At 72.7% G+C, this 25,350-nt stretch carries 23 protein-coding genes; 12 read left to right on the forward strand and 11 right to left on the reverse strand.

Features of this window, described 5'->3' with window-relative positions; all coding sequences use genetic code 11:
• Positions 1 to 119: 119 nt before the first annotated feature.
• The gene (locus ACIPLC_RS03575) at positions 120 to 1,301 is read left to right on the forward strand and encodes an acyltransferase family protein (protein ID WP_400470713.1); all 1,182 of its coding nucleotides are present in this window, start codon (positions 120 to 122) and stop codon (positions 1,299 to 1,301) included.
• Here ACIPLC_RS03575 and ACIPLC_RS03580 read toward each other — a convergent pair.
• Entirely contained in the window at positions 1,268 to 2,485 is a 1,218-nt protein-coding gene (locus tag ACIPLC_RS03580) for a hypothetical protein (protein WP_400470715.1), read from the reverse strand. The genes ACIPLC_RS03575 and ACIPLC_RS03580 overlap by 34 nt on opposite strands.
• Positions 2,486 to 2,651: 166 nt before the next feature.
• Positions 2,652 to 4,013 carry a type I glutamate--ammonia ligase gene (gene glnA / locus ACIPLC_RS03585; protein WP_363580876.1) on the reverse strand — a complete coding sequence of 454 codons (1,362 nt, stop codon included), beginning with the start codon at positions 4,011 to 4,013 and terminating at the stop codon, positions 2,652 to 2,654.
• 162 nt (positions 4,014 to 4,175) lie between these two features.
• Between glnA and ACIPLC_RS03590 the strand changes: the two genes are divergently transcribed.
• Positions 4,176 to 5,930 (forward strand): NAD+ synthase, encoded by a 1,755-nt coding sequence (locus ACIPLC_RS03590; protein WP_400470717.1) that lies wholly within the window; start codon positions 4,176 to 4,178, stop codon positions 5,928 to 5,930.
• Between the two features lie 6 nt (positions 5,931 to 5,936).
• Here the strand turns inward: ACIPLC_RS03590 and ACIPLC_RS03595 are convergent, their stop codons facing one another.
• From ACIPLC_RS03595 to ACIPLC_RS03605, 3 genes are all read right to left on the reverse strand, one after another.
• Positions 5,937 to 6,809 carry an endonuclease/exonuclease/phosphatase family protein gene (locus tag ACIPLC_RS03595; protein ID WP_400471229.1) on the reverse strand — a complete coding sequence of 291 codons (873 nt, stop codon included), beginning with the start codon at positions 6,807 to 6,809 and terminating at the stop codon, positions 5,937 to 5,939.
• A 437-nt stretch (positions 6,810 to 7,246) separates the two neighbouring features.
• On the reverse strand, positions 7,247 to 7,897 hold the full coding sequence (locus tag ACIPLC_RS03600) for a TetR/AcrR family transcriptional regulator (protein ID WP_400470719.1): 651 nt from the start codon (positions 7,895 to 7,897) through the stop codon (positions 7,247 to 7,249).
• 188 nt (positions 7,898 to 8,085) lie between these two features.
• Positions 8,086 to 9,705 carry an MFS transporter gene (locus tag ACIPLC_RS03605; RefSeq protein ID WP_400470721.1) on the reverse strand — a complete coding sequence of 540 codons (1,620 nt, stop codon included), beginning with the start codon at positions 9,703 to 9,705 and terminating at the stop codon, positions 8,086 to 8,088.
• A gap of 280 nt (positions 9,706 to 9,985) precedes the next feature.
• Here ACIPLC_RS03605 and panB point away from each other — a divergent pair, with 280 nt between their 5' ends.
• The 3 genes from panB to ACIPLC_RS03620 all read left to right on the forward strand — a co-directional run bounded on the left by panB (position 9,986) and on the right by ACIPLC_RS03620 (position 12,902).
• Positions 9,986 to 10,855, forward strand: a complete 870-nt coding sequence (gene panB / locus ACIPLC_RS03610) for a 3-methyl-2-oxobutanoate hydroxymethyltransferase (protein ID WP_400470723.1) — start codon at positions 9,986 to 9,988, stop codon at positions 10,853 to 10,855.
• Positions 10,856 to 11,070: 215 nt separating this feature from the next.
• Positions 11,071 to 12,093, forward strand: coding sequence for an ATP-binding cassette domain-containing protein (locus ACIPLC_RS03615; protein ID WP_400470725.1), 1,023 nt, complete (start codon positions 11,071 to 11,073; stop codon positions 12,091 to 12,093).
• Complete coding sequence (locus ACIPLC_RS03620; protein WP_400470727.1) at positions 12,090 to 12,902, forward strand: ABC transporter permease; 813 nt, start codon at positions 12,090 to 12,092, stop codon at positions 12,900 to 12,902. The genes ACIPLC_RS03615 and ACIPLC_RS03620 overlap by 4 nt, the downstream gene beginning before the upstream one ends.
• Before the next feature lie 108 nt (positions 12,903 to 13,010).
• On the opposite strand, the gene ACIPLC_RS03625 is transcribed toward ACIPLC_RS03620, so the two are convergent.
• Complete coding sequence (locus tag ACIPLC_RS03625) at positions 13,011 to 16,451, reverse strand: AfsR/SARP family transcriptional regulator (RefSeq protein WP_400470729.1); 3,441 nt, start codon at positions 16,449 to 16,451, stop codon at positions 13,011 to 13,013.
• A gap of 181 nt (positions 16,452 to 16,632) precedes the next feature.
• On the opposite strand from ACIPLC_RS03625, the gene ACIPLC_RS03630 reads away from it, so the two are divergent.
• Positions 16,633 to 17,448, forward strand: coding sequence for a site-2 protease family protein (locus ACIPLC_RS03630; RefSeq protein ID WP_400470730.1), 816 nt, complete (start codon positions 16,633 to 16,635; stop codon positions 17,446 to 17,448).
• A gap of 25 nt (positions 17,449 to 17,473) precedes the next feature.
• On the opposite strand, the gene ACIPLC_RS03635 is transcribed toward ACIPLC_RS03630, so the two are convergent.
• Positions 17,474 to 17,671, reverse strand: coding sequence for a hypothetical protein (locus ACIPLC_RS03635; RefSeq protein ID WP_063347357.1), 198 nt, complete (start codon positions 17,669 to 17,671; stop codon positions 17,474 to 17,476).
• Between the two features lie 202 nt (positions 17,672 to 17,873).
• On the reverse strand, positions 17,874 to 18,566 hold the full coding sequence (gene npdG, locus ACIPLC_RS03640; RefSeq protein WP_400470732.1) for an NADPH-dependent F420 reductase: 693 nt from the start codon (positions 18,564 to 18,566) through the stop codon (positions 17,874 to 17,876).
• A gap of 47 nt (positions 18,567 to 18,613) precedes the next feature.
• Here npdG and ACIPLC_RS03645 point away from each other — a divergent pair, with 47 nt between their 5' ends.
• Positions 18,614 to 19,219, forward strand: a complete 606-nt coding sequence (locus ACIPLC_RS03645) for a hypothetical protein (RefSeq protein ID WP_400470734.1) — start codon at positions 18,614 to 18,616, stop codon at positions 19,217 to 19,219.
• Between the two features lie 111 nt (positions 19,220 to 19,330).
• Positions 19,331 to 20,686 carry an MFS transporter gene (locus ACIPLC_RS03650; protein ID WP_400470736.1) on the forward strand — a complete coding sequence of 452 codons (1,356 nt, stop codon included), beginning with the start codon at positions 19,331 to 19,333 and terminating at the stop codon, positions 20,684 to 20,686.
• A 78-nt stretch (positions 20,687 to 20,764) separates the two neighbouring features.
• Here the strand turns inward: ACIPLC_RS03650 and ACIPLC_RS03655 are convergent, their stop codons facing one another.
• Positions 20,765 to 20,998: a hypothetical protein gene (locus ACIPLC_RS03655; RefSeq protein WP_400470738.1), complete on the reverse strand. Its 234-nt coding sequence runs from the start codon at positions 20,996 to 20,998 to the stop codon at positions 20,765 to 20,767.
• Between the two features lie 104 nt (positions 20,999 to 21,102).
• On the opposite strand from ACIPLC_RS03655, the gene map reads away from it, so the two are divergent.
• Positions 21,103 to 21,948, forward strand: a complete 846-nt coding sequence (map, locus tag ACIPLC_RS03660) for a type I methionyl aminopeptidase (RefSeq protein WP_400470740.1) — start codon at positions 21,103 to 21,105, stop codon at positions 21,946 to 21,948.
• A 27-nt stretch (positions 21,949 to 21,975) separates the two neighbouring features.
• Here the strand turns inward: map and ACIPLC_RS03665 are convergent, their stop codons facing one another.
• On the reverse strand, positions 21,976 to 22,671 hold the full coding sequence (locus ACIPLC_RS03665) for a bifunctional DNA primase/polymerase (protein ID WP_400470742.1): 696 nt from the start codon (positions 22,669 to 22,671) through the stop codon (positions 21,976 to 21,978).
• A 421-nt stretch (positions 22,672 to 23,092) separates the two neighbouring features.
• Here ACIPLC_RS03665 and ACIPLC_RS03670 point away from each other — a divergent pair, with 421 nt between their 5' ends.
• Positions 23,093 to 23,323: a hypothetical protein gene (locus ACIPLC_RS03670; RefSeq protein ID WP_063347363.1), complete on the forward strand. Its 231-nt coding sequence runs from the start codon at positions 23,093 to 23,095 to the stop codon at positions 23,321 to 23,323.
• A 48-nt stretch (positions 23,324 to 23,371) separates the two neighbouring features.
• Positions 23,372 to 23,569 (forward strand): hypothetical protein, encoded by a 198-nt coding sequence (locus ACIPLC_RS03675; protein WP_400470744.1) that lies wholly within the window; start codon positions 23,372 to 23,374, stop codon positions 23,567 to 23,569.
• A 72-nt stretch (positions 23,570 to 23,641) separates the two neighbouring features.
• Here the strand turns inward: ACIPLC_RS03675 and ACIPLC_RS03680 are convergent, their stop codons facing one another.
• On the reverse strand, positions 23,642 to 24,298 hold the full coding sequence (locus ACIPLC_RS03680) for a PadR family transcriptional regulator (protein WP_400470746.1): 657 nt from the start codon (positions 24,296 to 24,298) through the stop codon (positions 23,642 to 23,644).
• 410 nt (positions 24,299 to 24,708) lie between these two features.
• On the opposite strand from ACIPLC_RS03680, the gene ACIPLC_RS03685 reads away from it, so the two are divergent.
• Positions 24,709 to 25,344 carry a hypothetical protein gene (locus ACIPLC_RS03685; RefSeq protein WP_400470748.1) on the forward strand — a complete coding sequence of 212 codons (636 nt, stop codon included), beginning with the start codon at positions 24,709 to 24,711 and terminating at the stop codon, positions 25,342 to 25,344.
• Positions 25,345 to 25,350: the final 6 nt, after the last annotated feature.

The raw sequence follows: 25,350 nt of genomic DNA on the forward strand, positions 1-25,350 counted from the left end.
GACCGGTGAACACGACCGGTGAACGGTCCGCCGCCACGCGCCGCGCCGCCCGTCCGTGACCCCGGGCCCGCCGCGCTCGTTCTCCCGGCGCCGACCGTCCCACCCACTCCGGAGCGCCGATGCCCAGCCGCCTGCCCTCGCTCACCGGGCTGCGCTTCTGGGCGGCCCTGCTGGTGGTGCTCTACCACCTCTCCCGCAAGGTCGGCGGGCTGCCGGTGCTCGACCCGCTCGCCTGGTACGGGCGTTCGGGGGTGACGTTCTTCTTCGTCCTGTCCGGTTTCGTCCTCGCCTGGACGTACGACGGCTCGCCCGTCCCCGCCGGGGCGTTCGCCCGCCGCCGGTTCGCCCGGATCTGGCCGCTGCACGTGCTGAGCACCGTGCTGTCGCTGGGCGCGGACGCCGCGATCGGCACGGCGCTGCCGGTGGCGGCCGCGCTCTGGTCGCTGCTGCTGGTGCACCCGTGGGCGCCGGCGACGGTGTACGGCGGCAATCCGGCGTCCTGGTCGCTGGGCGCCGAGGCCTGGTTCTACCTGCTGTTCCCGCTGCTGCTGCGCGTGCTGGCGCCGCGCCGCCGCGCCTGGCTGCCGGTGGCTGCGGTGTGCACGGCGCTCGGGCCGGCGCTGTGGGCGGCGGGCGCGCTGCTGCCGGCCGATCCGACGGTGCGCGGCTGGCTGCTGGACTACCTGCCGCTGGCCCGCACCCCGCAGTTCGTCCTGGGGGTGGCCGTCGGGCTGGCGGTGCGGCACGGGTTGTTCCCCCGGGTGCGGTTCGGCGTCGCGGCCGCGGCGGTGGCGGGCTGGCACCTGCTGCTGGTGCCCTGGCACGCGGCCGTCCCGGACGGGCTGTGGTGGGGCCCGTACAGCGCCTCCCAGCTGGTGCCGGCGGCGCTGTTCGCGGCGCTGCTGGTGGCGGCGGCCCAGCGGGACGCGGCCGGTTCGGCGCCCCGGCTGCCGGGCCAGGGCCTAGCCGGGCGGACGGCGGTGCGGCTCGGCGAGTGGTCGTACGCCTGGTACCTGGTGCACGAGATCGGCATCCGCTGCTGGCTCGCCGAGCTGGGCCGCCCGGCGCCCGGGGCGGCGGCGCTCGGGGTCTGGCTGCTGCTGGCCGGGGGGTCGCTGGTGGTGGCGGCGGGCCTGTTCCGCTGGGTGGAGCGGCCGTGCGAGCGGCTGCTGCGCGGTTCGGGGCGCCGGCCCGGCGGGAACGCGGCGGCGCCGCTGCCGGCCCGCGCGGTGCGGGTGGTGCGGCAGCGGCGCCGGGCGGCGGCGGATCAGGCGTCCGTGGAGCCGTCCAGGTTGACGTAGGCGTAGAAGACGCCGATGTCGTAGCCGTCCTTCTGGGTGTTGAAGGTGGCGGTGAGGTCGGTGTCCCCGTTGCGCAGGAACGGCGAGATGTCCCAGCGGTTGGAGTCGTAGCCGAAGTTGTTGCGGTTGTACGGGTTGCGGGCGAACTGGTCGGCCGGGGTCAGCTCCTCGATGGTGGAGTTGAAGGCGTCGTCCGGCGCGTGGTTGACGTCGGAGAACAGCGACTCGGGCCCGTTGGTGGACTTCACCGACAGGGTGTCGCCGGTCCACTTGAGGTCGCCGTCGTAGACCACCCAGCCGAGCTTGCCGTGGAGCTGGCCTTCCTTCGGCGTCTGCAGCCCTTCGAGCTTGATCTGCCGCGTCGGGCTGTCCGGCAGCTCGACCTGGAAGCCGTCCCACAGGTGGATGTGGCGCATCGGCTTGCAGTCGTTCTCGTACGCGACGACGATCGTCCAGCCGCCCCAGCTGTGCGGCTTCACCACCGAGTCCATGTTGGCGACGGTGTAGGTGCCGTTGCCGGCGTTCTTCACCAGGTCGGTGATGTCGGCGGAGGCCTGGTAGCTGCTCTCCACGTCGGTGGTGATGTAGCCGATGGACGGCTGGTCGTTGGCGATGTCCCGGTACTGGTTCTCGCCCGGGACCTTGAGGTACACCTCGTCGATCTGGTTCTCCGGCAGCACGGTGCCGTCGATGCCGCGGGTGCCGCCCCAGTACAGCCGGGCGTACTTGACGTTGGAGCCGTCGAGCAGGCCGAGGTCGGCGGAGCTGGCGGAGTAGATCGGGTCACCGAGCGGGCCGATGGAGCCCGGGTCGATGTTGATGTACTTCATCTCGTACTTGTTGTTGATCGGCATGCTGCCGAGGCCCTTGCGGGCGTCCTCGCAGGGCGGCTGCGCCGGGTCGACCGGCGCCTTGGTCTCGTCACAGGTCATCAGCGAGTTGCTGATCCGGGTGACGGAGCCGTGGAAGTCGCCCTGGAAACGGGTGGTGAACGGCAGCGGGTTCTCGGCGATGGTCTCGGCGCGCGGCTGCGGGTTCGACGAGCCGGAGCCGGAGCCGCGGGCGTCGGCGACGGGCGTGGTCAGCAACTGGCTCGCGACGGCGACGAGGGCGGCGCCCGCGACGGCGGCCCTGCGGGCGAGCAGGCGGGCCGCGGCGGCGCGGCCGACAGTGGAGGAGGGCATGGGATCCTCTCGGGACGGAACGGACGAGCACGCCCATCGGACCACAACCGTCCGTCACCGGATCTTCACATTCCGCCATTGGAGAAACGATCCACCCAAGCGGGCGGGCCCGCTGTCATCCGATCGGACGACAGCGGGCCCGGGGGTGTTTGAGAGGCCTCGGGGCTCAGAGCACCTGGAGGTTCTTGCGCAGCTCGAAGGGGGTGACCTCGGAGCGGTACTCCTCCCACTCCTGCCGCTTGTTGCGCAGGAAGAAGTCGAAGACGTGCTCGCCGAGGGTCTCGGCCACCAGCTCGCTGCGCTGCATCAGGTCGATCGCCTCGCCGAGGTTCTGCGGCATCGGCTGGATGCCGAGGGCGCGGCGCTCGGAGTCGGACAGGGCCCAGACGTCGTCGTCGGCGCCCGGCGGGAGCTCGTAGCCCTCCTCGATGCCCTTGAGGCCGGCCGCCAGGGTGACGGCGTAGGCGAGGTACGGGTTGCAGCCGGTGTCCAGGGAGCGGACCTCGATCCGGGTGGAGCCCTGCTTGCCGGGCTTGTACATCGGCACCCGGATCAGCGCCGAGCGGTTGTTGTGGCCCCAGCAGATGTAGGACGGGGCCTCGCCGCCGGCGCCGGCGGTGCGCTGGGAGCCGCCCCAGATCCGCTTGTAGGAGTTCACCCACTGGTTGGTGACGGCTGCGGTCTCGGCGGCGTGCTTGAGCAGGCCGGCGATGAAGGAGCGGCCGACCTTGGAGAGCTGGTACTCGGCGCCGGTCTCGTGGAAGGCGTTACGGTCGCCCTCGAACAGCGACAGGTGGGTGTGCATGCCCGAGCCGGGGTGGTCGGAGAACGGCTTGGGCATGAAGCTGGCGTGCACGCCCTGCTCCAGCGCGACCTCCTTCATGACCAGGCGGAAGGTCATGATGTTGTCGGCGGTGGACAGCGCGTCGGCGTAGCGCAGGTCGATCTCCTGCTGGCCGGGGGCGCCCTCGTGGTGGGAGAACTCCACCGAGATGCCCATCGACTCCAGCATGGTGATGGCCTGGCGGCGGAAGTCGTGGCCGACCCCGCGCGGGGTGTGGTCGAAGTAGCCGGACTGGTCGGCGGGGATCGGCGGGGTGCCGTCGCCGGGCAGGTTCTTCAGCAGGAAGAACTCGATCTCGGGGTGGGTGTAGAAGGTGAAGCCCTGCGCGGAGGCCTTCTCCAGGGTGCGCTTGAGCACGAACCGGGGGTCGGCGTAGGACGGCGAGCCGTCGGGCATCAGGATGTCGCAGAACATCCGGGCGGTGCCGGGGGTCTCCGAACGCCACGGCAGGATCTGGAAGGTGGTCGGGTCCGGCTTGGCGATCATGTCGGACTCGTAGACCCGGGCGAAGCCCTCGATCGCCGAGCCGTCGAAGCCGATGCCCTCCTCGAAGGCCTGCTCCAGTTCGGCCGGAGCCACCGCGACCGACTTCAGGAACCCGAGCACGTCGGTGAACCACAGCCGGACGAACCGGATGTCACGCTCCTCAAGCGTCCGAAGCACGAACTGCTGCTGCTTGCCCATGGGGACAGTCTCACCTCTGCTCTTTACGCTTGCGTTACGCCCGGAAGACCCCCGGAAGCGACTGCCCCCATCATGGCCGATCGCCGGGCGGGACGGCAGTGCGGACCCCGGTCCGACCCCCCGGGCAGCACATTGCGTCAGATCGACGATTACACTCGGGGCATGCCCAATCTCCGTCTCGCCCTGAGCCAGATCGACCCCTGGGTCGGTGACATCGCCCGCAACAGCGATGAGGTGGTGCGCTGGACCAAGCAGGCCGTGGAGGCCGGCGCCCAGCTGGTCGCCTTCCCCGAGATGGCCCTGACCGGCTACCCCGTCGAGGACCTCGCCCTGCGCAGTTCCTTCGTCGAGGCGTCCCGGGGCGCGCTGGTCGAGCTGGCCGGGCGGTTGGCCGCCGACGGCCTGGGCGAGGTCCCGGTGGTGGTCGGCTACCTCGGGCGCTCCGAGCACGCCTCGCCGAGGTTCGGCCGCCCGGCTGGCTCCCCGCAGAACTGCGCCGCCGTGCTGCACCGGGGCGAGGTGGTGACCCGCTTCGCCAAGCACCACCTGCCCAACTACGGCGTGTTCGACGAGTACCGCTGGTTCGTCCCGGGCGACCAGCTGCCGGTGCTGCGGCTGCACGGGGTGGACGTCGCGCTGGCCATCTGCGAGGACATCTGGCAGGACGGCGGCCGGGTCACCGCGGCCCGCGAGGCCGGGGCCGGGCTGCTGCTGGTGGTCAACGGCTCGCCGTACGAGCGGAACAAGGACGACCAGCGGCTGGAGCTGGTCAGGCGCCGGGCCGCCGAGGCGGGCTGCCCGCTGGCCTACGTCAACATGGTCGGCGGCCAGGACGAGCTGGTCTTCGACGGCGACTCGATCGTGGTCGGCGCGGACGGCGAAGTGCTGGCCCGCTCCCCGCAGTTCGAGGAGCACCTGCTGGTGCTGGACCTCGACCTGCCGGCCGCCGGCGACGACCACACCGACGGCCTGCTGCTGAGCGACGGGCTGCACCTGGTCCGCACCGAGCTGGGCGGCGAGCCGCAGTCCGCACCCGCGGACCCGCCGGCCCCCGAGGTGGCGCCGCGACTGTCCGACGAGGCGGAGATCTGGGCCGCGCTGGTCTCCGGCACTCGGGCGTACGTCACCAAGAACGGCTTCCGGTCGGTGCTGATCGGCCTCTCCGGCGGCATCGACTCGGCGCTGGTGGCCGCCATCGCGGTGGACGCGATCGGCGCCGAGAACGTCCACTGCGTCTCGATGCCCAGCCGCTACTCCTCGCAGCACTCCCGGGACGACGCGGCCGAGCTGGCCCGCCGGACCGGGCTGCACTACCGCACCGTCTCCATCGCCCCGATGTTCGACGCGTACCTGGGCGCGACCGAGCTGACCGGCCTGGCCGAGGAGAACCTGCAGTCCCGGCTGCGCGGCACCCTGCTGATGGCGATCTCCAACCAGGAGGGGCACATCGTGCTCGCGCCCGGCAACAAGAGCGAGCTGGCGGTCGGCTACTCGACCCTGTACGGCGACTCGGTGGGCGCGTTCGGGCCGATCAAGGACGTCTACAAGTCGCTGATCTTCCGGCTGGCCCGCTGGCGCAACGAGGAGGCCGAGCGGCGCGGCGAGGTGCCGCCGATCCCGGAGAACACCATCTCCAAGCCGCCGTCCGCCGAGCTGCGGCCGGACCAGAAGGACAGCGACTCGCTGCCCGACTACGACCTGCTGGACAGCGTGCTGGCCCGCTACATCGAGGGCGACGAGGGGCGGGACGCGATCGTGGCGGCCGGCTTCGACCCGGCCGTGGTGGACCGGGTGGTCCGGCTGGTCGACACCGCCGAGTACAAGCGGCGGCAGTACCCGCCGGGCCCCAAGATCTCGGTCAAGAACTTCGGCCGGGACCGCCGCCTGCCGATCACCAACCGCTGGCGGCGGGGCTGAGGAGCGTCATTCCTGGTACCGGTAGGTGGCGGCCACCGCGAGGTGGTCGCTGCCGTCCCGGGGCAGGGTGCGGGAGTCGACCGGCGTGAGGCCGCCCTTGCTCATGATCTGGTCGATCCGGGCCATCGGGAAGGACGCCGGCCAGCTGAAGCCGAAGCCGTCCCCGGCGGCGCCCTGGGCCGAGCGCATCTGCGAGGTGATCGGCGCCAGGCTGCGGTCGTTCATGGTGCCGTTGAGGTCGCCGAGCAGCAGGACCTTCTTCACCGGCTCGGCCTGGATCGCGTCGCCGAGCGCCTGCGCGCTGACGTCCCGCTGGTCGACGGTGAAGCCGCCCTCGGCCTTCAGCCGCACCGACGGCAGGTGCGCGACGTACACCGCGACCGGGCCCTGCGGGGTGGCGACCTGGGCCCGGAACGCCCTGGTCCAGCCCATCTTGAGGTCCACCGGCGTGACTCCGCTGATCGGGTACTTCGACCAGAGGCCGACCGTCCCCTCCACCTCGTGGTACGGGTACGCCTCGGCGAGCCCGCTCTCGTAGCCGCGCAGCGGCTTGCCGGCCAGTTCCTGGAGGGCGACGATCTGGGCGCCGGAGGCCACCAGGCCGCGGACGGTGCCCGGCACGTCGGTGTTGGCGGCGGCGACGTTGTGGCTGACCACCGTCCAGTCGCCGGAGCCGCCGCTCTTGTCGCTGAGCAGGCCGCCGAACAGGTTGAGCCAGAACGCGACGGGCAGCAGCAGCGCGATCAGCGCGGTGGCGGAGCGGCGCAGCAGCGCGGGGACCAGCAGCACCGGGACGGCCAGGCCCAGCCAGGGCAGGAAGGTCTCCAGCAGGCTGCCGAGGTTGCCTGCGCTGTTGGGAACGTCGGCGTGGAAGGCCATCAGCAGGGCGGTGAGCACGGCCAGCACGGCGACGACCAGGCCGCGCCGCCAGGTGGTGGCTCCGCGGCCGTCCCGGCCCCAGTGCCGCAGGCCCAGGAATCCTCCGGGACGGCCCGCGGGGGCCGGGGCGTCCTCCTCGCCCCAGGGCCCGGCCGTGCTCCGGTCGGTCCTGTCCGCCTGCGTCATCCGTGGCTCCCGTCGTTCGTGCCGTCGCCGGTCCGGTGTCCGGCCCGTGCGGTACGGGCGGTGCCGGACTGGTGCCGGTTTGGTCGGATACCCGGCTCAGCCTATGCCGGGACAGACGCGGGGCCGTCGGAGCGGGTTCCGGCGTGGCCCGGTTTGGTGAGCCAGACCACGCCGGGCGCAGATCGGTACAGGTCGGTGCAGGTCGGCGCAGGTCGGTGCGAGTCGTGCGGGTGCGGAGTGCGGGGGCGCGTTCAGCTGCGGGAGCCGGCGGCCGCGTGCGGCGCCAGGCCTTCGAGCAGCGAGTCGACCATCCGGCGGGCCAGGTCCGGATCCTCCAGGTCGGAGTCGTCCCACAGGATGCTGCGGTACAGGATCGGGCCCATCAGCATGTCGCCGAGCAGCTCGACGTCGAGGTCGGACCGGAGCACGCCCTCGTCCATGGCGCGGCGGATCAGGGCGAGCCCGGCCTCCCGGCGCGGCTTGATCACCCGCTCGCGGTACGCGCTGTACAGGTCGGGCAGGCCCTGCATCTGACCGAGGGCGGCCTTGAGCACCCAGCGGGAGCGCTTGGCGAGGCCGCGCCGGCGCATGTAGTCGATCATCTCGATCAGGTGGTCCCGGGCGGTGCCGTCGGTCGGCGCGGGCATCGGGACTTCCAGTCGGCTGACCACGTCGACCAGCAGGGCCTCCTTGTTGGGCCAGCGCCGGTAGATGGTGGCCTTGCCGACGCCGGCCGCGGCGGCGATGCCCTCGATGGTGAGCTCGGACAGCGCGGTGCCGGCGGCCATCAGGTCCTCGACGGCGGCGAGGATGGCCTGTTCGGCGGCCTCGCTGCGCGGTCGGCCGCGGCGTACGGCGGCGCAGGGCTGTTCGGCCCCTGCGGCCGGGGTGTCCGTCTTCATCCCCGCTGCTCTCCCTCGCTGTCCACGTGGCGCGCGGACGCCGTTCCGTTTCCGATGGTGGTCCGTGGACCGTTCCGATGGTGGTCCGTGGACCGGGCCGGGTGGCTGCCGCCGTCCTGGACCGCGGCCCTGCCGCCCGGGGGGTTCACCCGGGCGACAGGGCCATTGTCGCTCAGTGCGATCGCAGGTCAGGCGTCCGCGACCACGGCCTCGCGGCTCTGGTCGGGCCGCTCGGCGGCCTTCCCGGCCTTCCCGGCCGGGCCGCCGGGGGCGGCCGACCGGCGCGGCAGCAGGAACCAGGCGATCAGCGCGCCGACCACCGTGATGCCGGCCGAGAGCGAGGCCACCACGTGCATGGCGCTGACGAAGGCGTCGTCGGCCGGGCCGATCAGCGCGGCGCCCTTGGGGCCCATCCGCTCGGCGATGGCCAGGGTGGCCTCCAGCGACTCGCCGGCCTTGCCGCGCAGGTCGTCGGGCAGCTGGTTCAGCGTGTCGGCCATGCCGTCGCGGTAGACGGTGGAGAGCACCGCGCCGAGCACGGCGACGCCGAGCGAGCCGCCGACCTGGCGGAAGGTGTTGTTGACGGCCGAGCCCGCGCCGGCCTTCTCGCGGGGCAGCGAGCCCATGATCGCGACGGTGACCGGCGGCATGACGTGCGCCATGCCGGTACCCATCAGCAGGCCGAGCACGATCAGCACCCAGATCGGCGTGTCGACGCCCAGCAGGGTGTAGCCGACGAAGCCGACCGCGATCAGCAGCATGCCGACGGCGGCGGTGGCGGCGACGCCGAAGCGGTCGACCACCAGCCGGGCCCGCGGCGCGAACACCAGCTGGGCGACGGCCAGCGGCAGCATCAGCAGGCCGGCCTGGAGCGCGCTGTAGCCGCGCACGCTCTGGATGTAGAAGACGCCGAAGAACGAGACGCCCATCAGCGCGAAGAAGACCACGCCGACGACCACGACGGAGGCGCTGAACACCTTGTTGCGGAACCAGGTGACGTCCAGCGCGGGGAAGCGGGTGCGGCGCTCGAACCAGACGAAGGCGGCCAGCGCCAGCACGCCGATCAGCGTCGGCACCCAGGCCTCGGCGGCGGTGAAATCGGCCAGCTCGCCGCCCTTGATGATGCCGTAGATCAGCGCGACCAGGCCGATGATCGACAGCAGCACGCCTATCGGGTCGAGCTTGCCGGGGCTCGGGTCCTTGGATTCGGGCACCAGGACGACCATCGCGATCACCGCGACGATCACGATCGGGACGTTGATCAGGAAGACCGAGCCCCACCAGAAGTGCTCGATCAGCAGGCCGCCGGTGATCGGGCCGATGGCGATGGCCAGGCCGACCGCGCCGGCCCAGATGCCGATCGCCTTGGGCTGCTCGGAGCGCTCGAACACGTTCATGATGATGGCCAGCGTGGCGGGCATCGCGAGCGCGGCGCCGACGCCCATCAGGGCGCGGTAGCCGATGAGTTCACCGGGCGAGGCGGCCAGCGCGGAGAGCAGCGAGGCGATGCCGAAGACCACCATGCCGCCGAGCAGCGCGCGCTTGCGGCCGAAGCGGTCGCCGAGCAGGCCGGAGGTGAAGAGCAGCCCGGCGAACACCAGGGTGTAGGAGTTGATCGACCACTCCAGGTCGCTCTGGCTGGCGCCGAGGCCGACCGGCGCCGGGGTCGCGATGGTCTTCATCGCGACGTTGAGGATCGAGTTGTCGAGGACGACGACGAGCAGGGCGAGCACCAGGGTGCACAGGATCGCCCAGCGCCGACGGTGGATGGCTTCCGGCACACGGGGTGGCGCGGCTGCGGTGGTCATTGGTCTTCCCGTCCGTGGTGGTGTGGCACTGGCGGGCAATTCCGAGCCGTGGTCGTCTCGTAACCCCCCGGCACCAGCGTAGCGGCCATTACGATACGAGACGACTCCGTTTCGTAAAAACGCGGCAAAGCCCGGGGCCGCCCGCGCTCGCCGGTGTGCCGCAGATCGCACCCGGCCGCCCGCACGCCCCTTTGCGCGCACGCCGGGGCGTGCAAGCATGGAGGTGATCCGGGGACGCCGCACGGCGCCACGAGACGACAACCCTTCAGGAGTACGTTCGATGAACGCTTCTTCGCCTTCGCCTGCCCAGAACCAGGCGGCGACCGCCACCCTCTACGGCGGGGTCACCAGCCGCCGCGTCACCGTCCGCGACCTCGCCACCGCCAAGCAGCGCGGCGAGAAGTGGTCGATGCTCACCGCCTACGACGCCCTCACCGCCGGGGTGTTCGACGAGGCCGGCATCCCCGTCCTGCTGGTCGGCGACTCCGCCGGCAACTGCCACCTCGGCTACGAGACCACCGTGCCGGTGACCATGGATCAGATGGTGATGCTCTCCGCCGCCGTCGTCCGCGGCACCAAGCGCGCGATGATCGTCGCCGACCTGCCGTTCGGCTCCTACCAGGAGTCGCCCGCGCAGGCCATGCGCAACGCGGCCCGGCTGATGAAGGAGGCCGGGGTCGGCGCGGTCAAGCTGGAGGGCGGGGAGCGCAGCGCCCGCTCGATCGAGCTGCTGGTCGAGGCCGGCGTCCCGGTGATGGCGCACATCGGCCTCACCCCGCAGTCCGTGCACGCCTTCGGCGGCTACCCGGTCCAGGGCCGCGGCGACGAGGCGGCCCACCAACTGCTGCGCGACGCCAAGGCCGTCCAGCAGTCGGGCGCCTTCTCGGTCGTGCTGGAGGCCGTGCCGGCCGAGCTGGCCGCCCAGGTCACCGAGCAGCTGACGATCCCGACCGTCGGCATCGGCGGCGGGCCCGACACCGACGCCCAGGTCCTGGTCTGGACCGACATGGCCGGCATGACGGCGGGCCGGGTGCCCAAGTTCGTCAAGCAGTACGCCGACCTGCGGACCGTCCTCGGCGACGCCGCCCGCGCGTTCGCCGAGGACGTCCGCGGCGGCGCCTTCCCGGCGGCGGAGCACAGCTTCCGCTGACACCCCCGGACGGCCCCGCTCCCCCACCCGGGGAGCGGGGCCGCTGTCGTACCCGGGCCGTCGTACCCGCCCTGTCGTGCCCGCTCCGTCGTACCCGCCCTGTCGTACCCGCCCTGTCGTGCCCGCTCCCCCGGTGACAGCGGTCTGACAGCGCGGCGCCGGGCCCGCCCCCGCCGTGACAGCCCGCTGACAGCCGGGCCGGACAACCTGGGGGCATGACACGAATCGCCACCGCCCCGAACGACCGGGGGACCGCCGCGGGCAACGCCGTCGAAGTCCGCGGCCTCGTCAAGCACTACGGCACCACCAAGGCCCTCGACGGGGTCGACCTCACCGTCCGCGAAGGCACCGTGCTCGGCGTGCTCGGCCCCAACGGCGCCGGGAAGACCACCCTGGTCCGGGTCCTCTCCACCCTGATCAAGCCCGACGCCGGCACCGCGTACGTCGGCGGCTACGACGTCCTGCGCCAGCCCAAGCAGCTGCGCCGCACCATCGGCCTCACCGGGCAGTACGCCTCCGTCGACGAACTCCTCTCCGGGTACGAGAACCTCTACCTGATCGGCCGGCTGCTCGACCTCCCCAGCCGCGAGGCCAAGGCCCGGGCGGCCGAACTGCTGGAGCGCTTCTCGCTCACCGAGGCCGCCAAGCGGCCCGCCAAGACCTACTCCGGCGGCATGCGCCGCCGCCTCGACCTGGCCGCCAGCATGATCGGCCGCCCCCGGGTGCTCTACCTGGACGAGCCCACCACCGGCCTGGACCCGCGCACCCGCAACGAGGTCTGGGACGAGGTCCAGCGGATGGTCGCCGAGGGCAGCACCGTGCTGCTCACCACCCAGTACATGGAGGAGGCGGAGCAGCTCGCCGACGAGCTGACCGTCATCGACCGCGGCCGGGTGATCGCCAACGGCGGCGTGGCCGAGCTCAAGGCCAAGGTCGGCGGCCAGACCTTGCAGGTCCGCGCCGTCCACCCGGCCGAACTGCCCGAGATGGCCCGCTGCCTGCACGACCGCGGCATCACCAGCGCCACCGTCTCCACCGACACCGGACTGCTCGCGGTGCCGATCACCAACGACGACCAGCTGACCGCCGTCATCGGGGTGCTCGGCGGCCGCGGCTTCGCGATAGCCGGCATCGACACCAAGGTGCCCAGCCTCGACGAGGTCTTCCTCGCCATCACCGGCAAGCCCGCCGACACCGCGGACGCCGCCCCCAGCCTCGCCAAGGAGCCCGTCGCATGACCACCGCCACCGTCGCCCCCGCCCGGGTGGAGGACTCCCGGATCGGCCTGGCCGGCACCTTCCGCCACGTCGGCGCACTGACCCGGCGCAACCTGATGCGGATCAAGGCCGACCCGGAGTCGATGTTCGACGCCGTGCTGATGCCGGTCATCTTCACCGTGCTGTTCGTCTACGTCTTCGGCGGCGCCGTCTCCGGCGACCAGGACTCCTACAAGCAGTACATGATCCCCGGCCTGCTCGGGCAGACCGGCCTCACCCTCGCGATGGCCGTCGGCACCGGTCTGAACAGCGACTTCCAGACCGGCGTGATGGACCGCTTCCGGACCCTGCCGATCGGCCGGGCCTCCGTCCTGCTCTCCAAGATGGCCGCCGAGACCTGCCGGGCGCTGCTCTCCTTCGTGATCCTGATCGGCTTCGCGATGTGCATCGGCTTCGAGGTGAAGACCGGTCCGCTGGAGGTCGTGGCCGCCGTCGGCCTGTCGCTGGTGTTCGGCATGTCGATCGTCTGGGTCTCGATGCTGCTGGGCATGGCGCTGCGCAGCAGCCAGGCCGTCCAGGGCGTGTCCATGCTGGTCCTGATGCCGATGCAGTTCGGCAGCTCGATCTTCGCGCCGACCGACACCATGCCGGGCTGGCTGCAGACCTTCACCAAGGTCAACCCGCTGTCGGCGCTCGCCGACGCCTCCCGCTCCCTGCTCAACGGCGAGGGGCCGCTGGCCCACCCGGTGATGGTCGTGCTGATCTGGTCGGCGGCCTGCACCGCGATCTTCGCCCCGCTCGCCGTCGCCCGCTTCCGCAAGCGGACCTGAGAACGGCCGCCGACCCTCCGCGGGGGAGGGCCGGGGACGATCGGTCGGCCACCAGGGGACGGGGGCCGGCCGACGGATCGGCTGACCGACGACCAGGGACGGCGTCGGTCAGCCGATCCACTCGTGTATCAGGTCCCGGACCTGTTCCGGGGTCATGCCCTCGCCGACGGTGTGGGCGGCCTCGAACGCGGCGTCGCCCAGCAGGGCCCGCAGCGAGGTCGCCGCCCGGCCGCGCTCGACGCGGTCCAGGTAGCCGCCCTTCGGGCCGTTCAGCACGTGGTGCGCACCGTGCAGGACGGTGGCCTGCCGGGCCCGCTCCAGGTCGCCGTCGCGCTCGGCGAAGGCGCGCAGCACCCCCACCACCGCCGGCACCACCATGACCGTCATCTGCTCCCCGAAGCCGGTCGTACGGTCCTTCCCGCGGAGCAGCCGCCACCCCTCGCGCAGCATCGCGAGCCCCTCGGCCGGGCGGCCCGCCCGGGCGGTGACCCAGCCCCGGCTGGTGCCCAGCATCCCGCTCACGAGCCCCGGGGCGAAGCTGCCGATGCTGGCCGCCTCCATCCGGTCCAGCTCCGCCAGCGCCTGCTCGCTCTCTCCGCGCAGCATGTGGATGCCGCAGAGCGTGAGGCCGCCGAACAGCAGCGCGCCGGTGGAGGCGTGGTCCGCGCCCGAGGAGTCCAGCTCGGCCAGCGTCTCCCGGATGATCCGCTCGCCCTGCTCCATGTCCTGCTCCAGCAGGGCGGAGCCGAGGTTCACCCGCAGCATCGGCACCTCCTGCGGTGCCCCCACCTCCTCGGCCAGCTCGATCGCCCGCCCGTACGCGGCGGCGGCCGCCTCCGGATCGCCCCGGTTGGCCAGCGACTCGCCCTGGGCCGACAGGGCCTGGGAGATCCCCCAGAGGTTGCCGGCCTGCTCGTACAGCTCCAGGGAGCGCACGCCGTCCAGGATCCCCTGGTCGGCCCCGCCCGGCCAGTCGTTCAGCATCTTGGCCCGGAGCTGCAGGATGAATGCGAGGTCGTTCGGCCCGCCGTGCTCCTCGCACCCGCGGACGGAGTCGTCCAGCAGGCTCTTCATCAGGTCCAGACGGCCGGCCAGGAACGCCCCGAACACCCGCATCAGGGCCGGGAACCGGTAGGCCTGCGGCAGCTCCGGGGTGTAGGCGTTCAGCAGCTGCTCCGCGACGCCGATCGCCACCGGGTTGCCGAGCACGTCCAGGTTCCCCTCGAACATGCCCATCAGCCGGTACATCGCGAGCAGCCGGCGGGCCTCCTCGACGACCCCTTCGGGCATCGGCAGGCCGTACGCGAGCACGTCCCGCTCCAGCGGTACGGGCGGCTCCGGACCGAACGGATCCGGCCCGAGCGCCGCCACGGCGTCGTACCAGCCGCGGGCCTCCATGCTGTAGCCGCGCACCGACCAGTACCAGCTCATGCCGAGGGTGAGGACCAGCGACTGCTCCTCGTCCCCGAGGTCGATGGCGCGCCGCAGCGCGGCCCGGATGTTGTCCAGACCGCGCTCCAGCACCGTCAGCCAGTGCAGCTGCCGGGGGCCGTGGATGTTCAGGAAGGCGGCGGCGACGACGGCACGGAAGTGCGCCAGGTGCCGGGCCCCGGTCGCGTCGCGCTCCTCCTCGGACTCGGCGAGGCGCTCGGTCGCGTACTCGTGGATGGTCTCCAGCATCCGGTAGCGCGGCAGGCTGCCGTCGTCCAGGTCGGCCACCAGCAGGGACTTGTCGACCAGCGACAGCAGCAGGTCGGCGACCTCCCCGTCGACCACCTCGACGCCGTCGGCGCAGATCACCTCGGCGTCCTCCAGCTGCCAGCCGCCGGCGAACACCGAGAGCCGGCGCAGCACCGCCCGTTCGCGCTTGCCCAGCAGGTCCCAGCTCCAGTCGACCACCGCGCGCAGGGTCTGCTGGCGCGGCAGCAGGGTGCGGCTGCCCGCGGTGAGCAGCGCGAACCGGCCGTCCAGGCGGTCGGCGATCTGGCGCGCCGTCATCACCCGCAGCCGGGCGGCGGCGAGTTCGATGGCCAGCGGCAGGCCGTCCAGGCGGCGGCAGATCTCGGCGCAGGCCTCCGGGTCGCTGTCCGGGTCGAAACCGGGACGGGCGGCGGTGGCGCGCTCGGTGAGCAGGCGCAGCGCCACCGGGTCGGGCAGGGGCTCGACCGGCAGCACGGTCTCGCCGGGCACGCCGAGCGGCTCCCGGCTGGTGGCGAGCACGGTCAGCTCGGGGCACTCGGCGAGCAGGACGTCGGCGAGGTCGGCGGCGGCCTGGATCAGGTGCTCGCAGTTGTCCAGGACGAGCAGCATCCGGCGGTGGCCGCAGTGCTCGACCAGTCGGCGCACCGGGTCCTCGGCGCGCTTCTCGATCACCTCGGCGACCATGCCGCCGCTGTGCAGCACGATCTCGCGCAGGCCGAGTGCGGAGACCACGGCGGCGGGCACCGCGTCCGGGCTCTCCAGCGGGGCGAGTTCGGCCACCCAGACGCCGTCCGGCCAGTGCCCGGCGGACTGCTCGGCGCGGCCGGCCTCGATCGAGAGCCTGGTCTTGCCGGAGCCGCCGGGGCCGATCAGGGTGACCAGCCGGCGTTCCGTCAACATCCCGCGCAGCGCGGCGAGATCGGCCTCGCGGCCGACGAAGCTGGTCAGCCGGCCGCGCAGGTTTCCGCCGCCGCGCGGGGGTTGGGGCGCCCCGGCCCGGCCGACGGCCGACGGGGCCGGTATGGACTCCGGCGCAGGCGCAGGCGCGGGCGAGGGCGCAGGCGAGGGCGAGGGCGAGGACCCAAGCGAGGGCGAGGGCGCAGGCGGCGCCGCGACGGGGGCCGGTTCGACCTCGGCCGGGGCCAGCAGCTCGGCGTACAGGGACTGGAGTTGGCGCCCCGGGTCGACGCCGAGTTCCTCGGCGAGGGCACGCCTGGTCCGCTCGTAGTGGCGCAGCGCCTCGGCGGTGCGGCCGCTCTCGTGCAGCGCCCGGATCATCAGCTGCTGCAACGGCTCGTCCAGCGGCTGCCGTTCGCAGAGCTCGGTGAGTTCGGCGACCAGTTCGGCGGCCCGGCCGAGCCCGAGTTCGGCGGTGATCCGGTGGCGGCGGTCCTCCTCGCGCCGGGTCTCCAGCCGGGCGGCCGGGCCGCTGCGGTCCGGCAGGTCGGCCAGGGCGGGGCCGCGCCACAGCGCCAGGGCGGCGCGCAGCCGCTCGGCGGCGAGCGCGTGGTCCCCGGCGTCGAGGGCCCGGCGGCCTTCGGCGCCGAGCCGCTGGAACTCGGCGAGGTCGGTGGCCGGGTCGGTCAGCCAGTACCCGGCCGGGCCGGAGCCGACCTCGTCCCGGCCGATGGTGCGGCGCAGCCGGCCGACCAGGGTCTGGAGCGCGGCGGAGGAGTCCTGGGGCGGCTCGGCCTCCCACACCTCGTCCACCAGCAGGTCGGCGGGCACCGGGCGGCCCTGCCGCAGGGCCAGCGCGGTGAGCAGCGCCCGTAGCCGGGCGCCGCCTAGCGGCACCGGGGTGCCGTCGTCGTGGTGGGCCGTCGTGGTCCCGAGGATGCCGTAGTACACCGGACCATTCTGGTCGATGGGCGGCGATCGGGGCGCACAATTGTGGGCGGGCCCCTCACCGGCGGCGGAACCCGGACGGGGCCCTCGGACGTTCACCCGGGACGGCTTGTCCGGTCACCGGCCCACCCGGCATGATCGAGCCCCTGCCCGCCCTTCCTCGGACACCCGGAGCACCCACACCATGACCTTCGCCGCCACGCAGCGCTCACGCAGCGAGGACCGCCGGATCAGCCCGGTGTTCTGGGTGCTCCTCGCCGTCCTCGCCACCTCCGGCTGGGCGGTGTACGCCGGCTACGGGAACGCTTCGTTCGGGGTGTTCCTGTTCGTGGTGGCGGGCTGGATGGTCTCGCTGTGCCTGCACGAGTACGCCCACGCGCGCACCGCGCTGCACGGCGGCGACATCAGCGTCGGCGCCAAGGGCTACCTCACGCTCAACCCGCTGAAGTACACCAACGTGCTGCTCAGCTTCGTGCTGCCGATCATCTTCGTGATCATGGGCGGCATCGGCCTGCCCGGCGGCTCGGTCTGGATCGAGCGGGACCGGATCCGGGGCCGGCTCAAGCACAGCCTGATCTCGGCGGCCGGCCCGCTGGTGAACGTGGTGTGCGCGGCCCTGCTGCTGGTCCCGATCGGCGCCGGCTGGCTGGACGACCCGAAGGTGCACGCGGTCTGGAACGGCTACGAGCTGAACGTCTCGCCGTTCGCGGCCGCGCTCGGCTTCCTCGGCCTGCTCCAGCTCAGCGCGGCCCTGCTGAACCTGCTGCCGGTGCCCGGGCTGGACGGCTACGGGATCGTCGAGCCCTGGCTGTCGTACAAGACCCGGCGCGCGGTCGAGCCGTTCGCGCCGTACGGGCTGCTGGCCGTGTTCGCGCTGCTGTGGCAGCCCTCGGTGAACTCGTTCTTCTTCGGGATCATCCACGACCTGATGAACCTGTTCGGCGTGGACCAGGACTACGCGACGCTCGGCCGGTACCTGTTCAGCTTCTGGAAGAACTAGCCGGTCCGGAAGGACCGGCCCGGGACTAACCCTGCTCGGCCGCAGCCGCGGCCGTGGCCTCGGCGATCTTCGCGCGGCGGCGGTTCATCCAGAGCACGTTGCTCGCCACACCGGCCATCGGGAGCCAGATCAGGCCCAGCCAGAAGCCCTGGGTCAGCGAGACCACGGCGGCCGCCAGCGCGAGGACGACGACGATCAGGGCGAAGAGGGACGTGCGGGGCATGGCGGGAGGCTCCTAAGGCCGGGTGCGGTCGGCCGGGTTGCGGCCGCACCCATTGTCGCCGACCTCACCCCCGGAGCTGGTCCAGGGGTGAGGCCGACACGGCTCGATCGGCCTCAGCGAGACCGGTCTCGAACGGTCCGGTCCCGACGGTCCGGTCTCGAACGGTCCGGTCCCGAACGGTCCGGTCTCAGAAGGGCCGATCTCAGACGTCCGTCACCCGCAGGCCCGCGTGGGCCTTGTAGCGGCGGTTGACCGAGATCAGGTTGGCCACCAGCGACTCCACCTGGTGCGCGTTGCGCAGCCGGCCAGCGAAGATCCCCCGCATGCCGGGGATCCGGCCGGCCAGCGCCTGCACGATGTCGGTGGCGGCCCGCTCCTCGCCGAGCACCATGACGTCGGTGTCGATCTGCTCCACCGACTCGTCCTGCAGCAGCACCGCCGAGAGGTGGTGGAAGGCGGCGGTGACCCGGGAGTCCGGCAGCAGCGCGGCGGCCTGCTGGGCGGCGCTGCCCTCCTCCGGCTTCAGCGCGTAGGCGCCCTGCTTGTCGAAGCCGAGCGGGTTGACGCAGTCGACCACGATCTTGCCGGCGAGTTCCTCGCGCAGCGCGGTCAGGGTCGCGGCATGCCCGTCCCAGGGCACCGCGACGATCACCACGTCACTCTCCCGGGCGGCGGTGGCGTTGTCGGCGCCACGCACGCCGCGGCCCAGCTCGGCGGCGGAGGCCTCGGCCCGGGCCGCGTCGCGCGAGCCGATGATCACCTGCTGGCCGGCCTTGGCCAGTCGCAGGGCCAGGCCGCGCCCCTGGTCGCCGGTGCCGCCGAGGACACCGATCACCAGCTGTGAGACGTCCGGCAGTTCGTGGGCCGGGTTTGTCGCTGAATCGAGGGAAGTCATGGGCCGATCCTGTCAAACCCCCGGCCGGGCGCGACATTCTGGGCCGCATGGACGCGGTGAGAGTTTCGGCACTCCGGCAGCACCTGGCGGGCACCGGCTGGCTGGAGGCGGTCGGCGGCTTCGCCGGGTCGCTGCGGCGCTCGGTGTCGCGGCGCGGGGCCGGCGAACTGCTGCTGGTCGGCACCGAGGCGTACGAGCCCTGGCACCTGGCCGCCCATCTGGAGGACGAGGCCGCCTGGTCGGCCGTCCCCCGGCTGGCGCCGACCCTGCTGCGGCACGCTCCGCCGGCCGGCGCCCCGGCGCACCTGGCGCACGGCCTGCGCCGGCTTTCCGGGGCCGGGCGCGGCGCCACCGTCCTGGTGGTGGCGCCGGTGGCGGCCGGCGCGCCGCTGCTGGAACGGGTGCAGGACGCCCGTCGGCACGGCGCGACCGTGCTCGCGCTGGACGGCGCCGCCCCCGCCGAGCCGGGCGACCTCGGCGGGCTCGCGCACGAGCGGCTCCTCGTCGGCACCGCCGACGAGGAGCCCTTCGACCTCGCCCAGCACCTGGTCAGCACCGCCGCCGGGCAGCCCCCGGCCCGCCGCACCGCGCTGGACCGGCTCGCCGAACTCGCCGGCCGGCTGACCGCACCGCCCGCGATCAGCCGCTGGTAGCCCCGGCCCGGCCCGACCCGGCCCTGACGGTGAGGTGTCGGGCCGACGACCGTGTGTCGGTCGGAAAAACCCTTTGCGAACCCGGGCGCCCACGTCGGAGGATGCTGGCTCGTGAAGGACGACGAACCCCCGCATCCCCCCGGCACCTCCCGACGGTTGCGCCCGCTGCTGCGCTCGCTGGCACCCGACCTCTCGCCCTGGCACGCCTCCCGCGACTTCCGCTTCCTCTGGCTCTCCGGCTGCGTCACCAGCTTCGGCAGCTTCCTGACCTACGTCGCCGTGCCGATGCAGATCAAGGAACTGACCGGCTCCTCCTTCGCGGTCGGCCTGATCGGCGCCTTCGAGCTCGTCCCACTGATCGTCTTCGGCCTGTGGGGCGGCGCCCTCGCCGACGCCCTGGACCGCCGGAAGCTGGTGCTGCGCGCCGAGACCGGGCTGGGCCTGCTCGCCGGGCTGCTGCTGCTGAACGCGCTGCTGCCGTCCCCGCTGCTCTGGCCGATCTACCTGGTCGCCGCGCTGGTCGCGGCCTGCGACGGGTTGCAGCGCCCGGCGCTGGACTCGCTCACCCCGCGGATCGTCCCGCACCAGCACCTGACCGCCGCGTTCGCCCTCAACTCCCTGTACCACAACGCGGCTTCGGTGGCCGGGCCGGCGCTGGCCGGCGTCGTGGTGGCATTCTCCGGGGTGGAGACCGCGTACGCGCTGGACGTGCTCACCTTCGCCGTCTCGCTGCTGCTGCTCGTCCGGATCCGGGCGGTGCCGCCGGCCACCGGCGCCGAGCGGCCGTCGGTGCGGGCGGTGCTCACCGGCGTCCGGTACGCGTGGAGCCGCAAGGACCTGCTCGGCACCTACGCGATCGACGTCTGCGCGATGCTGTTCGCCTTCCCGGTGGCCGTCTTCCCCTTCCTGGCCTCCGAGTTGGGCGCGGACTGGGCGCTGGGCCCGATGTACGCGGCCTCCGCGGTCGGCGCCCTGCTGGTCGGGGCGACCAGCGGCTGGACGTCCCGGATCCACCGGCACGGCCGGCTGCTGGTGGTCGCCGCCGTCGGCTGGGGCGCGGCCATGGCCCTGGCGGGCCTGTCCGGGAGCATCTGGCTGGTGCTGCTCGGCCTGGCGCTGGCCGGCGGCGCCGACGAGATCAGCGGGCTGGCCCGTTCGACCATGTGGAACCAGTCCATCCCGGACGAGGTGCGCGGCCGGATGGCCGGCGTCGAACTGCTCAGCTACTCCGTCGGCCCCCAGCTCGGCCAGGTCAGGGCCGGCACCATGGCCGGGCTGGTCGGCGTCCGCGCCGCCGTCTGGAGCGGCGGCCTGATCTGCGTCGCCGCCGTCCTCGCGGTGGCCGCCGCGCTGCCCAAGCTGCTCGCCTACGACGACCGCACCGACCCGCACACCGCCGCCGTCCGCGCCGGGCACGAACGCGCGGAACGCGAGCGCGAGCAGGAGGCCGCCGCGGCGACGGACTGACGGCGGTCGGCGGTCGGCTGACGGCTGACGGGCTTAGCGGCGGCCGGGCTTAGCGGCGGCCGGGCGCCGTAGAGGCCGCTACTCGCCGTCGCCGCCCTTCGGCCCGTCGTTCCAGCGCTCGTCGCCCTGCCGCCACTCCCGGTTGCGCTCGTCGGCGAGTTGCAGGGCGTGCGCGGCCTCCTCCGGGCTGTCGTACGGGCCGAGGCGGTCCTTGGCGGGGCACTCCGGCCCCTCCTCGACCTTGCCGTGCTTGATGCAGTAGAACCACTCGCCGGGCTTGCCGGTCGGCTTGCGGTGGAATCCCAGGGGCATGGTGCCCTCCCGTCAACGCGATGGGGTCGTACCGATCATTCCCCGGCCCGGGCCGCCGCGCACACCGCCCGGTCGGACGGGGACCGGCCGATAGACTCGCGGCCATGGCTCTCGTACCCGGCATCCAGTCCCCCACCCGCAAGGTCCCGGCGCACATCGCGCGCCCCGAGTACGTCGGGCGCCCCGCCCCGACGCCGTACACCGGGCCCGAGGTGCAGACCGCCGAGACGATCGACAAGATGCGGATCGCGAGCCGGATCGCCGCCCAGGCGATGGCGGAGGCCGCCAAGCTGATCGCCCCCGGCGTCACCACCGACGCGCTGGACGCCGTCGCCCACACCTACATGTGCGACCACGGCGCCTACCCGTCCGACCTCGGCTACCGCGGCTTCCCCAAGTCGGTCTGCACCTCGATCAACGAGGTGATCTGCCACGGCATCCCGGACTCGACCGTGCTGCAGGACGGCGACATCGTCAACATCGACGCCACCGCGTACATCCACGGGGTGCACGGCGACCTCAACGCCACCTACCTGGTGGGCGACGTGGACGAGGAGTCCCGGCTGCTGGTCGAGCGGACCCGCGAATCCCTCAACCGGGCGATCAAGGCGGTCAAGCCCGGCCGTCAGATCAACGTGATCGGGCGGGTCATCGAGTCCTACGCCAAGCGCTTCGGCTACGGCGTGGTGCGGGACTTCACCGGGCACGGCATCAACACGTCGTTCCACTCCGGCCTGATCATCCCGCACTACGACAGCGAGCGGGCCACCGAGGTGATCAAGCCGGGGATGACCTTCACCATCGAGCCGATGCTCACCCTGGGCACCTACGACTACGAGATCTGGGCGGACGGCTGGACGGTCGTCACCAAGGACCGCAAGCGGACCGCCCAGTTCGAGCACACCCTGGTCGTCACGGCGGACGGCGCGGAGATCCTCACCCTGCCGTGACCGTCCGCAGCCGGAGGGGGCGCCGGTTCAGCCGATGAGCCACTGCTCCTCGGCGACCGCGCCCACCTCGGTGCAGGCGTCGGTGAGCACGTCCAGGACGCGCAGCGGGTCCGGCAGCGGCTGCTCGGGCCCGCGCAGCCACCGCACCTGCGAGCCGTCCGGCAGCGCGGCCGGCGGCAGCAGGGTGTACGAGCCGCGGCAGTGCCAGCGCAGGCCGGGGTGCTCGGACATGGTGTCCGGGGTGGAGTCGAGGGCGCTCGGCCACCACTCGTCCTCGTCCTGCGGGGTGCCCCGGGTGGCGGTGAAGAACAGGTAGCGGTCCTCGCCGACGGCGGCGACCGGGCCCTCGACGCCCCGCTCGGTCAGCCGTTCCAGGGCCAGCCGGCCGGCCTCGGCCGGGACGTCCAGCACGTCGTGGGCGCGCCCGGTGGCGGTGATGAAGTTGGTCTGCGGGTCGCGGGCGAGCCAGCGGGCGAGCTGCTCGGGATCGGTGGTGGCCTGGGTCTGCCAGGCGAAGGAGACCGGGTGCTGGGCGGGGGCCGGACAGGCCACCCGGTCGCAGGAACAGCGGTAGCCGGCCGGATGCGCGGCCGGCGCGAGCGGGAATCCGGCGCGCACCGCGCCGAGCAGCTGATCCAGTCTGGCGGCGGGGCTGTCCACGTCACCCGCCCGCTGACGATCACGCTTCTGCCACCAGGTCGTCCACCTGCCGCCGGCTTCCATCGGGCCCCTTCCGCGCGCTGCCGTGCCTGGTGCGGCACAGCGTTCGACGTACCACTCCGACGCAACGCACAGCGCCCCCCGCTGCTTCCCGGGGTGGTGCTCGGCCCTGCTGTCCACGCCCTGCCGACCGGGAACCGGGGTCACCGGAGAGCCGACGCCCGGGTCACGGTACGCAGTCGCGGCAGCACGCTGTCCGCGCCAAGTCGGCCGGAGGGCGCGCGGATCCGCGCCCCGCCCGGCCCGTACGGGGCCCGCTGACCCGGGTGAACCCCGAGGGCGTAACAGGAAGGATAAGGGTGCGCGGGGCCTCCGGATGACCGGGGGCGGTGCCTCTCCGGTCACACTCCCCGCACCCGCCCGACACACCGCCCGCAAGGGGGAGCCCGCTCGGTCACCCGTGCGGAGGTGAGACCCTGGTGGGGTGAAGAGCGCGGACACCGAATTCGTCGGCGGCCCCCTGGACGGCCGCATCCTCCCCATCCCACTGGGGCCGATGTTCGGCGTGCCGAAGACCTACAAGGTGCCGGTCCCCGCGCACGGCGACTCCCCCGCGCGCACACTGGTGTACGTCCGGTCCAAGCAGGTGCGGGGCATCAGCTGGCACTGGCGCTACGAGTTCGACGAGGCGGCCACCGCCCGCGCGTCCGGCTGACGGCCGCGCCGCACCGGCCGCCGCCCCCAGCCTCCCCGGGAGGACGGCATGGCGAGAACGGTACGGCACCCCCGGAGCCGCTCCCAGACGGTCGCGCACCACAACCGGCAGATCGCCGGCGTCACCGGGGCACTGCTGGTGGCGGTGTGCGTCTACACCGTGGTGATCGGCCCGAACGGCTGGCTCTGGTTCGGCTGGGCGGTGCTGCTGCTCGCCTGCGTGGCCCTGTTCACGGTCCACCCCTGAGCAGCCGCACCGCCCGCCGTACCGCCCGCCGTACCGCCCGCCGTACCGGTGTCGCACGACCCCCCGCGCCGGTCAGTCATCCTCGGCGAGGATCAGGTACAGCTTCTTGCGCGCTTCGGTGAGCACCGCCAGGCCCTTCGCGCGCTGCGCCTCGGTGCCCGTCGCCATCACCTGACGGATCGCCTGGTCGACCGCGGCCAGCGCCTGGCCGACCTCCTGGACGGCCTCCCAGTCGACCTCCCGACCGGCCTCCGCCCACGGCTCGGCGGGCCCCGCCTCGGCCTCGGCCCGGCCCGCCTCGGTGAGCGAGACAAGCCGCTTGCCGCCGACCTCCTCCGCGGTGATCAGGCCCTCCTCCTCCAGCAGTTGGAGGTTGGGGTAGATCGAGCCCGGGCTGGGCCGCCAGGCCCCACCCGTCCGCTCGGAGATCTCCGCGATCATCTCGTAGCCGTGCATCGGCCGCTCCTTGAGCAGCGCCAGCAGCGAGGCCCTGACGTCCCCGCGCCGCGCCCGGCCGCCGCGCCGCCCGTGCGGACCGCCGCGGCGCCCGCCGTGCCCACCGAAGCCGTGCCCGAACGGACCGCCCATCGGCCGCCCGGGCCCACCGCCGCCGAACGGCGGCGGGCCGAAGCCGCCGAAGGCCTCCCGGCCCTCGAACTCCCGCCCTTCGAAGTCCGGCCCCGGCCCGCGGCGCGGACCGCCGCGCGGACCCTCACCACGGAATCGCATTCCCGGATTTCCTCGGTTTCCTGAGCGCATGGCGCTCACCTCCTCGTTCACCGAGCCAGTCGAGTTACTGTCTCGATAGTTCGACGATATATCGGCGACTGTCGCTCGTCAACGGATCCCGACACGATCCGACTGACCTGTGACAGCGAAGGTGGACGACATGCCACTGAAGTTGGACCGATGGCTGTTCGTGCCACCCAAGACGGATCACTATGCGGTTTGGGACAGCGAAGTTGGACCGATCTTGTGACGGGAGTGCGGTTGGCATGGTCACTTGACCCAGTCGACCTTGATGGCAGTCCCTGAACTTGTCTCTGACCGGGTTCGCGTGAACGATCTTGAGATCGCTGCTAGGGCAAGCGATGCTGAGCCTCTCAACTTGGGGAAGCGCGTACGAGCAGAGGTGTGAGATGGCGGCAGCAGAGCTTCGGCAAGCTGTGGATGGACCAACGCGGCCGGTCTGGGCGCTGGTACCACTAGAAAGCATCGGGCCGCTGCACTTCGGGACAGGCATCAACGACGTCGCTGCGCTGCTGCCGGGCATGGTCGAGCTGCGTCGATTCCAGGCCGACCCTCACTATCCGCATATTCTGGGCGCGCAGTTCGGCATTGGCCCTGAAGCCCCCTGCGTGTACACCTACTTTGACGACGCCGGCAGGCTGTTCTGCGTGGCGGTCGATGCGGCCTGGGGGCCGCAGGTGACGCTCGACGGACTGGAGTTGACTGCCTGCATCCCGGCTGAACTTGAGCAGGTCCTCGTGGACGCCTCTCGGTCTGGAACGCTCGATGTGTCCTATGGGCCGCGCGGAAATCCTGGAGTCAATGAGCTGGGTCTGGTTGTGCGAGTACAGGAGACCGCCGACGGCGTTGTTACCCGTCCGGTGCTGGTTGGTCGGGACTGGGCCGACCGCTGTGTAGACGACTGGGAAGGGCAGATACCGGAATGCGAATGGGTGGGCCGCCAGTGGAGCTACCCAGGCCATTCCGAGCACTGGCCCGCGCCTGGCTACGCGCCGAACTGGCATGACTGGCAGCCGCCCTTCTAGCCCAAT

The sequence above is a fragment of the Kitasatospora sp. NPDC086801 genome (genome assembly GCF_044745805.1).
Classification (GTDB): Bacteria; Actinomycetota; Actinomycetes; order Streptomycetales; family Streptomycetaceae; genus Kitasatospora.

Bases quoted from the DNA above. Each gene is read 5' to 3' on its own strand.
- ACIPLC_RS03575 (WP_400470713.1), top strand. From the start codon at position 120: ATGCCCAGCCGCCTGCCCTCGCTCACCGGGCTGCGCTTCTGGGCGGCC.
- ACIPLC_RS03580 (WP_400470715.1), bottom strand. From the start codon at position 2,485: ATGCCCTCCTCCACTGTCGGCCGCGCCGCCGCGGCCCGCCTGCTCGCC.
- glnA (WP_363580876.1), bottom strand. From the start codon at position 4,013: ATGGGCAAGCAGCAGCAGTTCGTGCTTCGGACGCTTGAGGAGCGTGAC.
- ACIPLC_RS03590 (WP_400470717.1), top strand. From the start codon at position 4,176: ATGCCCAATCTCCGTCTCGCCCTGAGCCAGATCGACCCCTGGGTCGGT.
- ACIPLC_RS03595 (WP_400471229.1), bottom strand. From the start codon at position 6,809: ATGGCCTTCCACGCCGACGTTCCCAACAGCGCAGGCAACCTCGGCAGC.
- ACIPLC_RS03600 (WP_400470719.1), bottom strand. From the start codon at position 7,897: ATGAAGACGGACACCCCGGCCGCAGGGGCCGAACAGCCCTGCGCCGCC.
- ACIPLC_RS03605 (WP_400470721.1), bottom strand. From the start codon at position 9,705: ATGACCACCGCAGCCGCGCCACCCCGTGTGCCGGAAGCCATCCACCGT.
- panB (WP_400470723.1), top strand. From the start codon at position 9,986: ATGAACGCTTCTTCGCCTTCGCCTGCCCAGAACCAGGCGGCGACCGCC.
- ACIPLC_RS03615 (WP_400470725.1), top strand. From the start codon at position 11,071: ATGACACGAATCGCCACCGCCCCGAACGACCGGGGGACCGCCGCGGGC.
- ACIPLC_RS03620 (WP_400470727.1), top strand. From the start codon at position 12,090: ATGACCACCGCCACCGTCGCCCCCGCCCGGGTGGAGGACTCCCGGATC.
- ACIPLC_RS03630 (WP_400470730.1), top strand. From the start codon at position 16,633: ATGACCTTCGCCGCCACGCAGCGCTCACGCAGCGAGGACCGCCGGATC.
- ACIPLC_RS03635 (WP_063347357.1), bottom strand. From the start codon at position 17,671: ATGCCCCGCACGTCCCTCTTCGCCCTGATCGTCGTCGTCCTCGCGCTG.
- npdG (WP_400470732.1), bottom strand. From the start codon at position 18,566: ATGACTTCCCTCGATTCAGCGACAAACCCGGCCCACGAACTGCCGGAC.
- ACIPLC_RS03645 (WP_400470734.1), top strand. From the start codon at position 18,614: ATGGACGCGGTGAGAGTTTCGGCACTCCGGCAGCACCTGGCGGGCACC.
- ACIPLC_RS03655 (WP_400470738.1), bottom strand. From the start codon at position 20,998: ATGCCCCTGGGATTCCACCGCAAGCCGACCGGCAAGCCCGGCGAGTGG.
- map (WP_400470740.1), top strand. From the start codon at position 21,103: ATGGCTCTCGTACCCGGCATCCAGTCCCCCACCCGCAAGGTCCCGGCG.
- ACIPLC_RS03665 (WP_400470742.1), bottom strand. From the start codon at position 22,671: ATGGAAGCCGGCGGCAGGTGGACGACCTGGTGGCAGAAGCGTGATCGT.
- ACIPLC_RS03675 (WP_400470744.1), top strand. From the start codon at position 23,372: ATGGCGAGAACGGTACGGCACCCCCGGAGCCGCTCCCAGACGGTCGCG.
- ACIPLC_RS03680 (WP_400470746.1), bottom strand. From the start codon at position 24,298: ATGCGATTCCGTGGTGAGGGTCCGCGCGGCGGTCCGCGCCGCGGGCCG.
- ACIPLC_RS03685 (WP_400470748.1), top strand. From the start codon at position 24,709: ATGGCGGCAGCAGAGCTTCGGCAAGCTGTGGATGGACCAACGCGGCCG.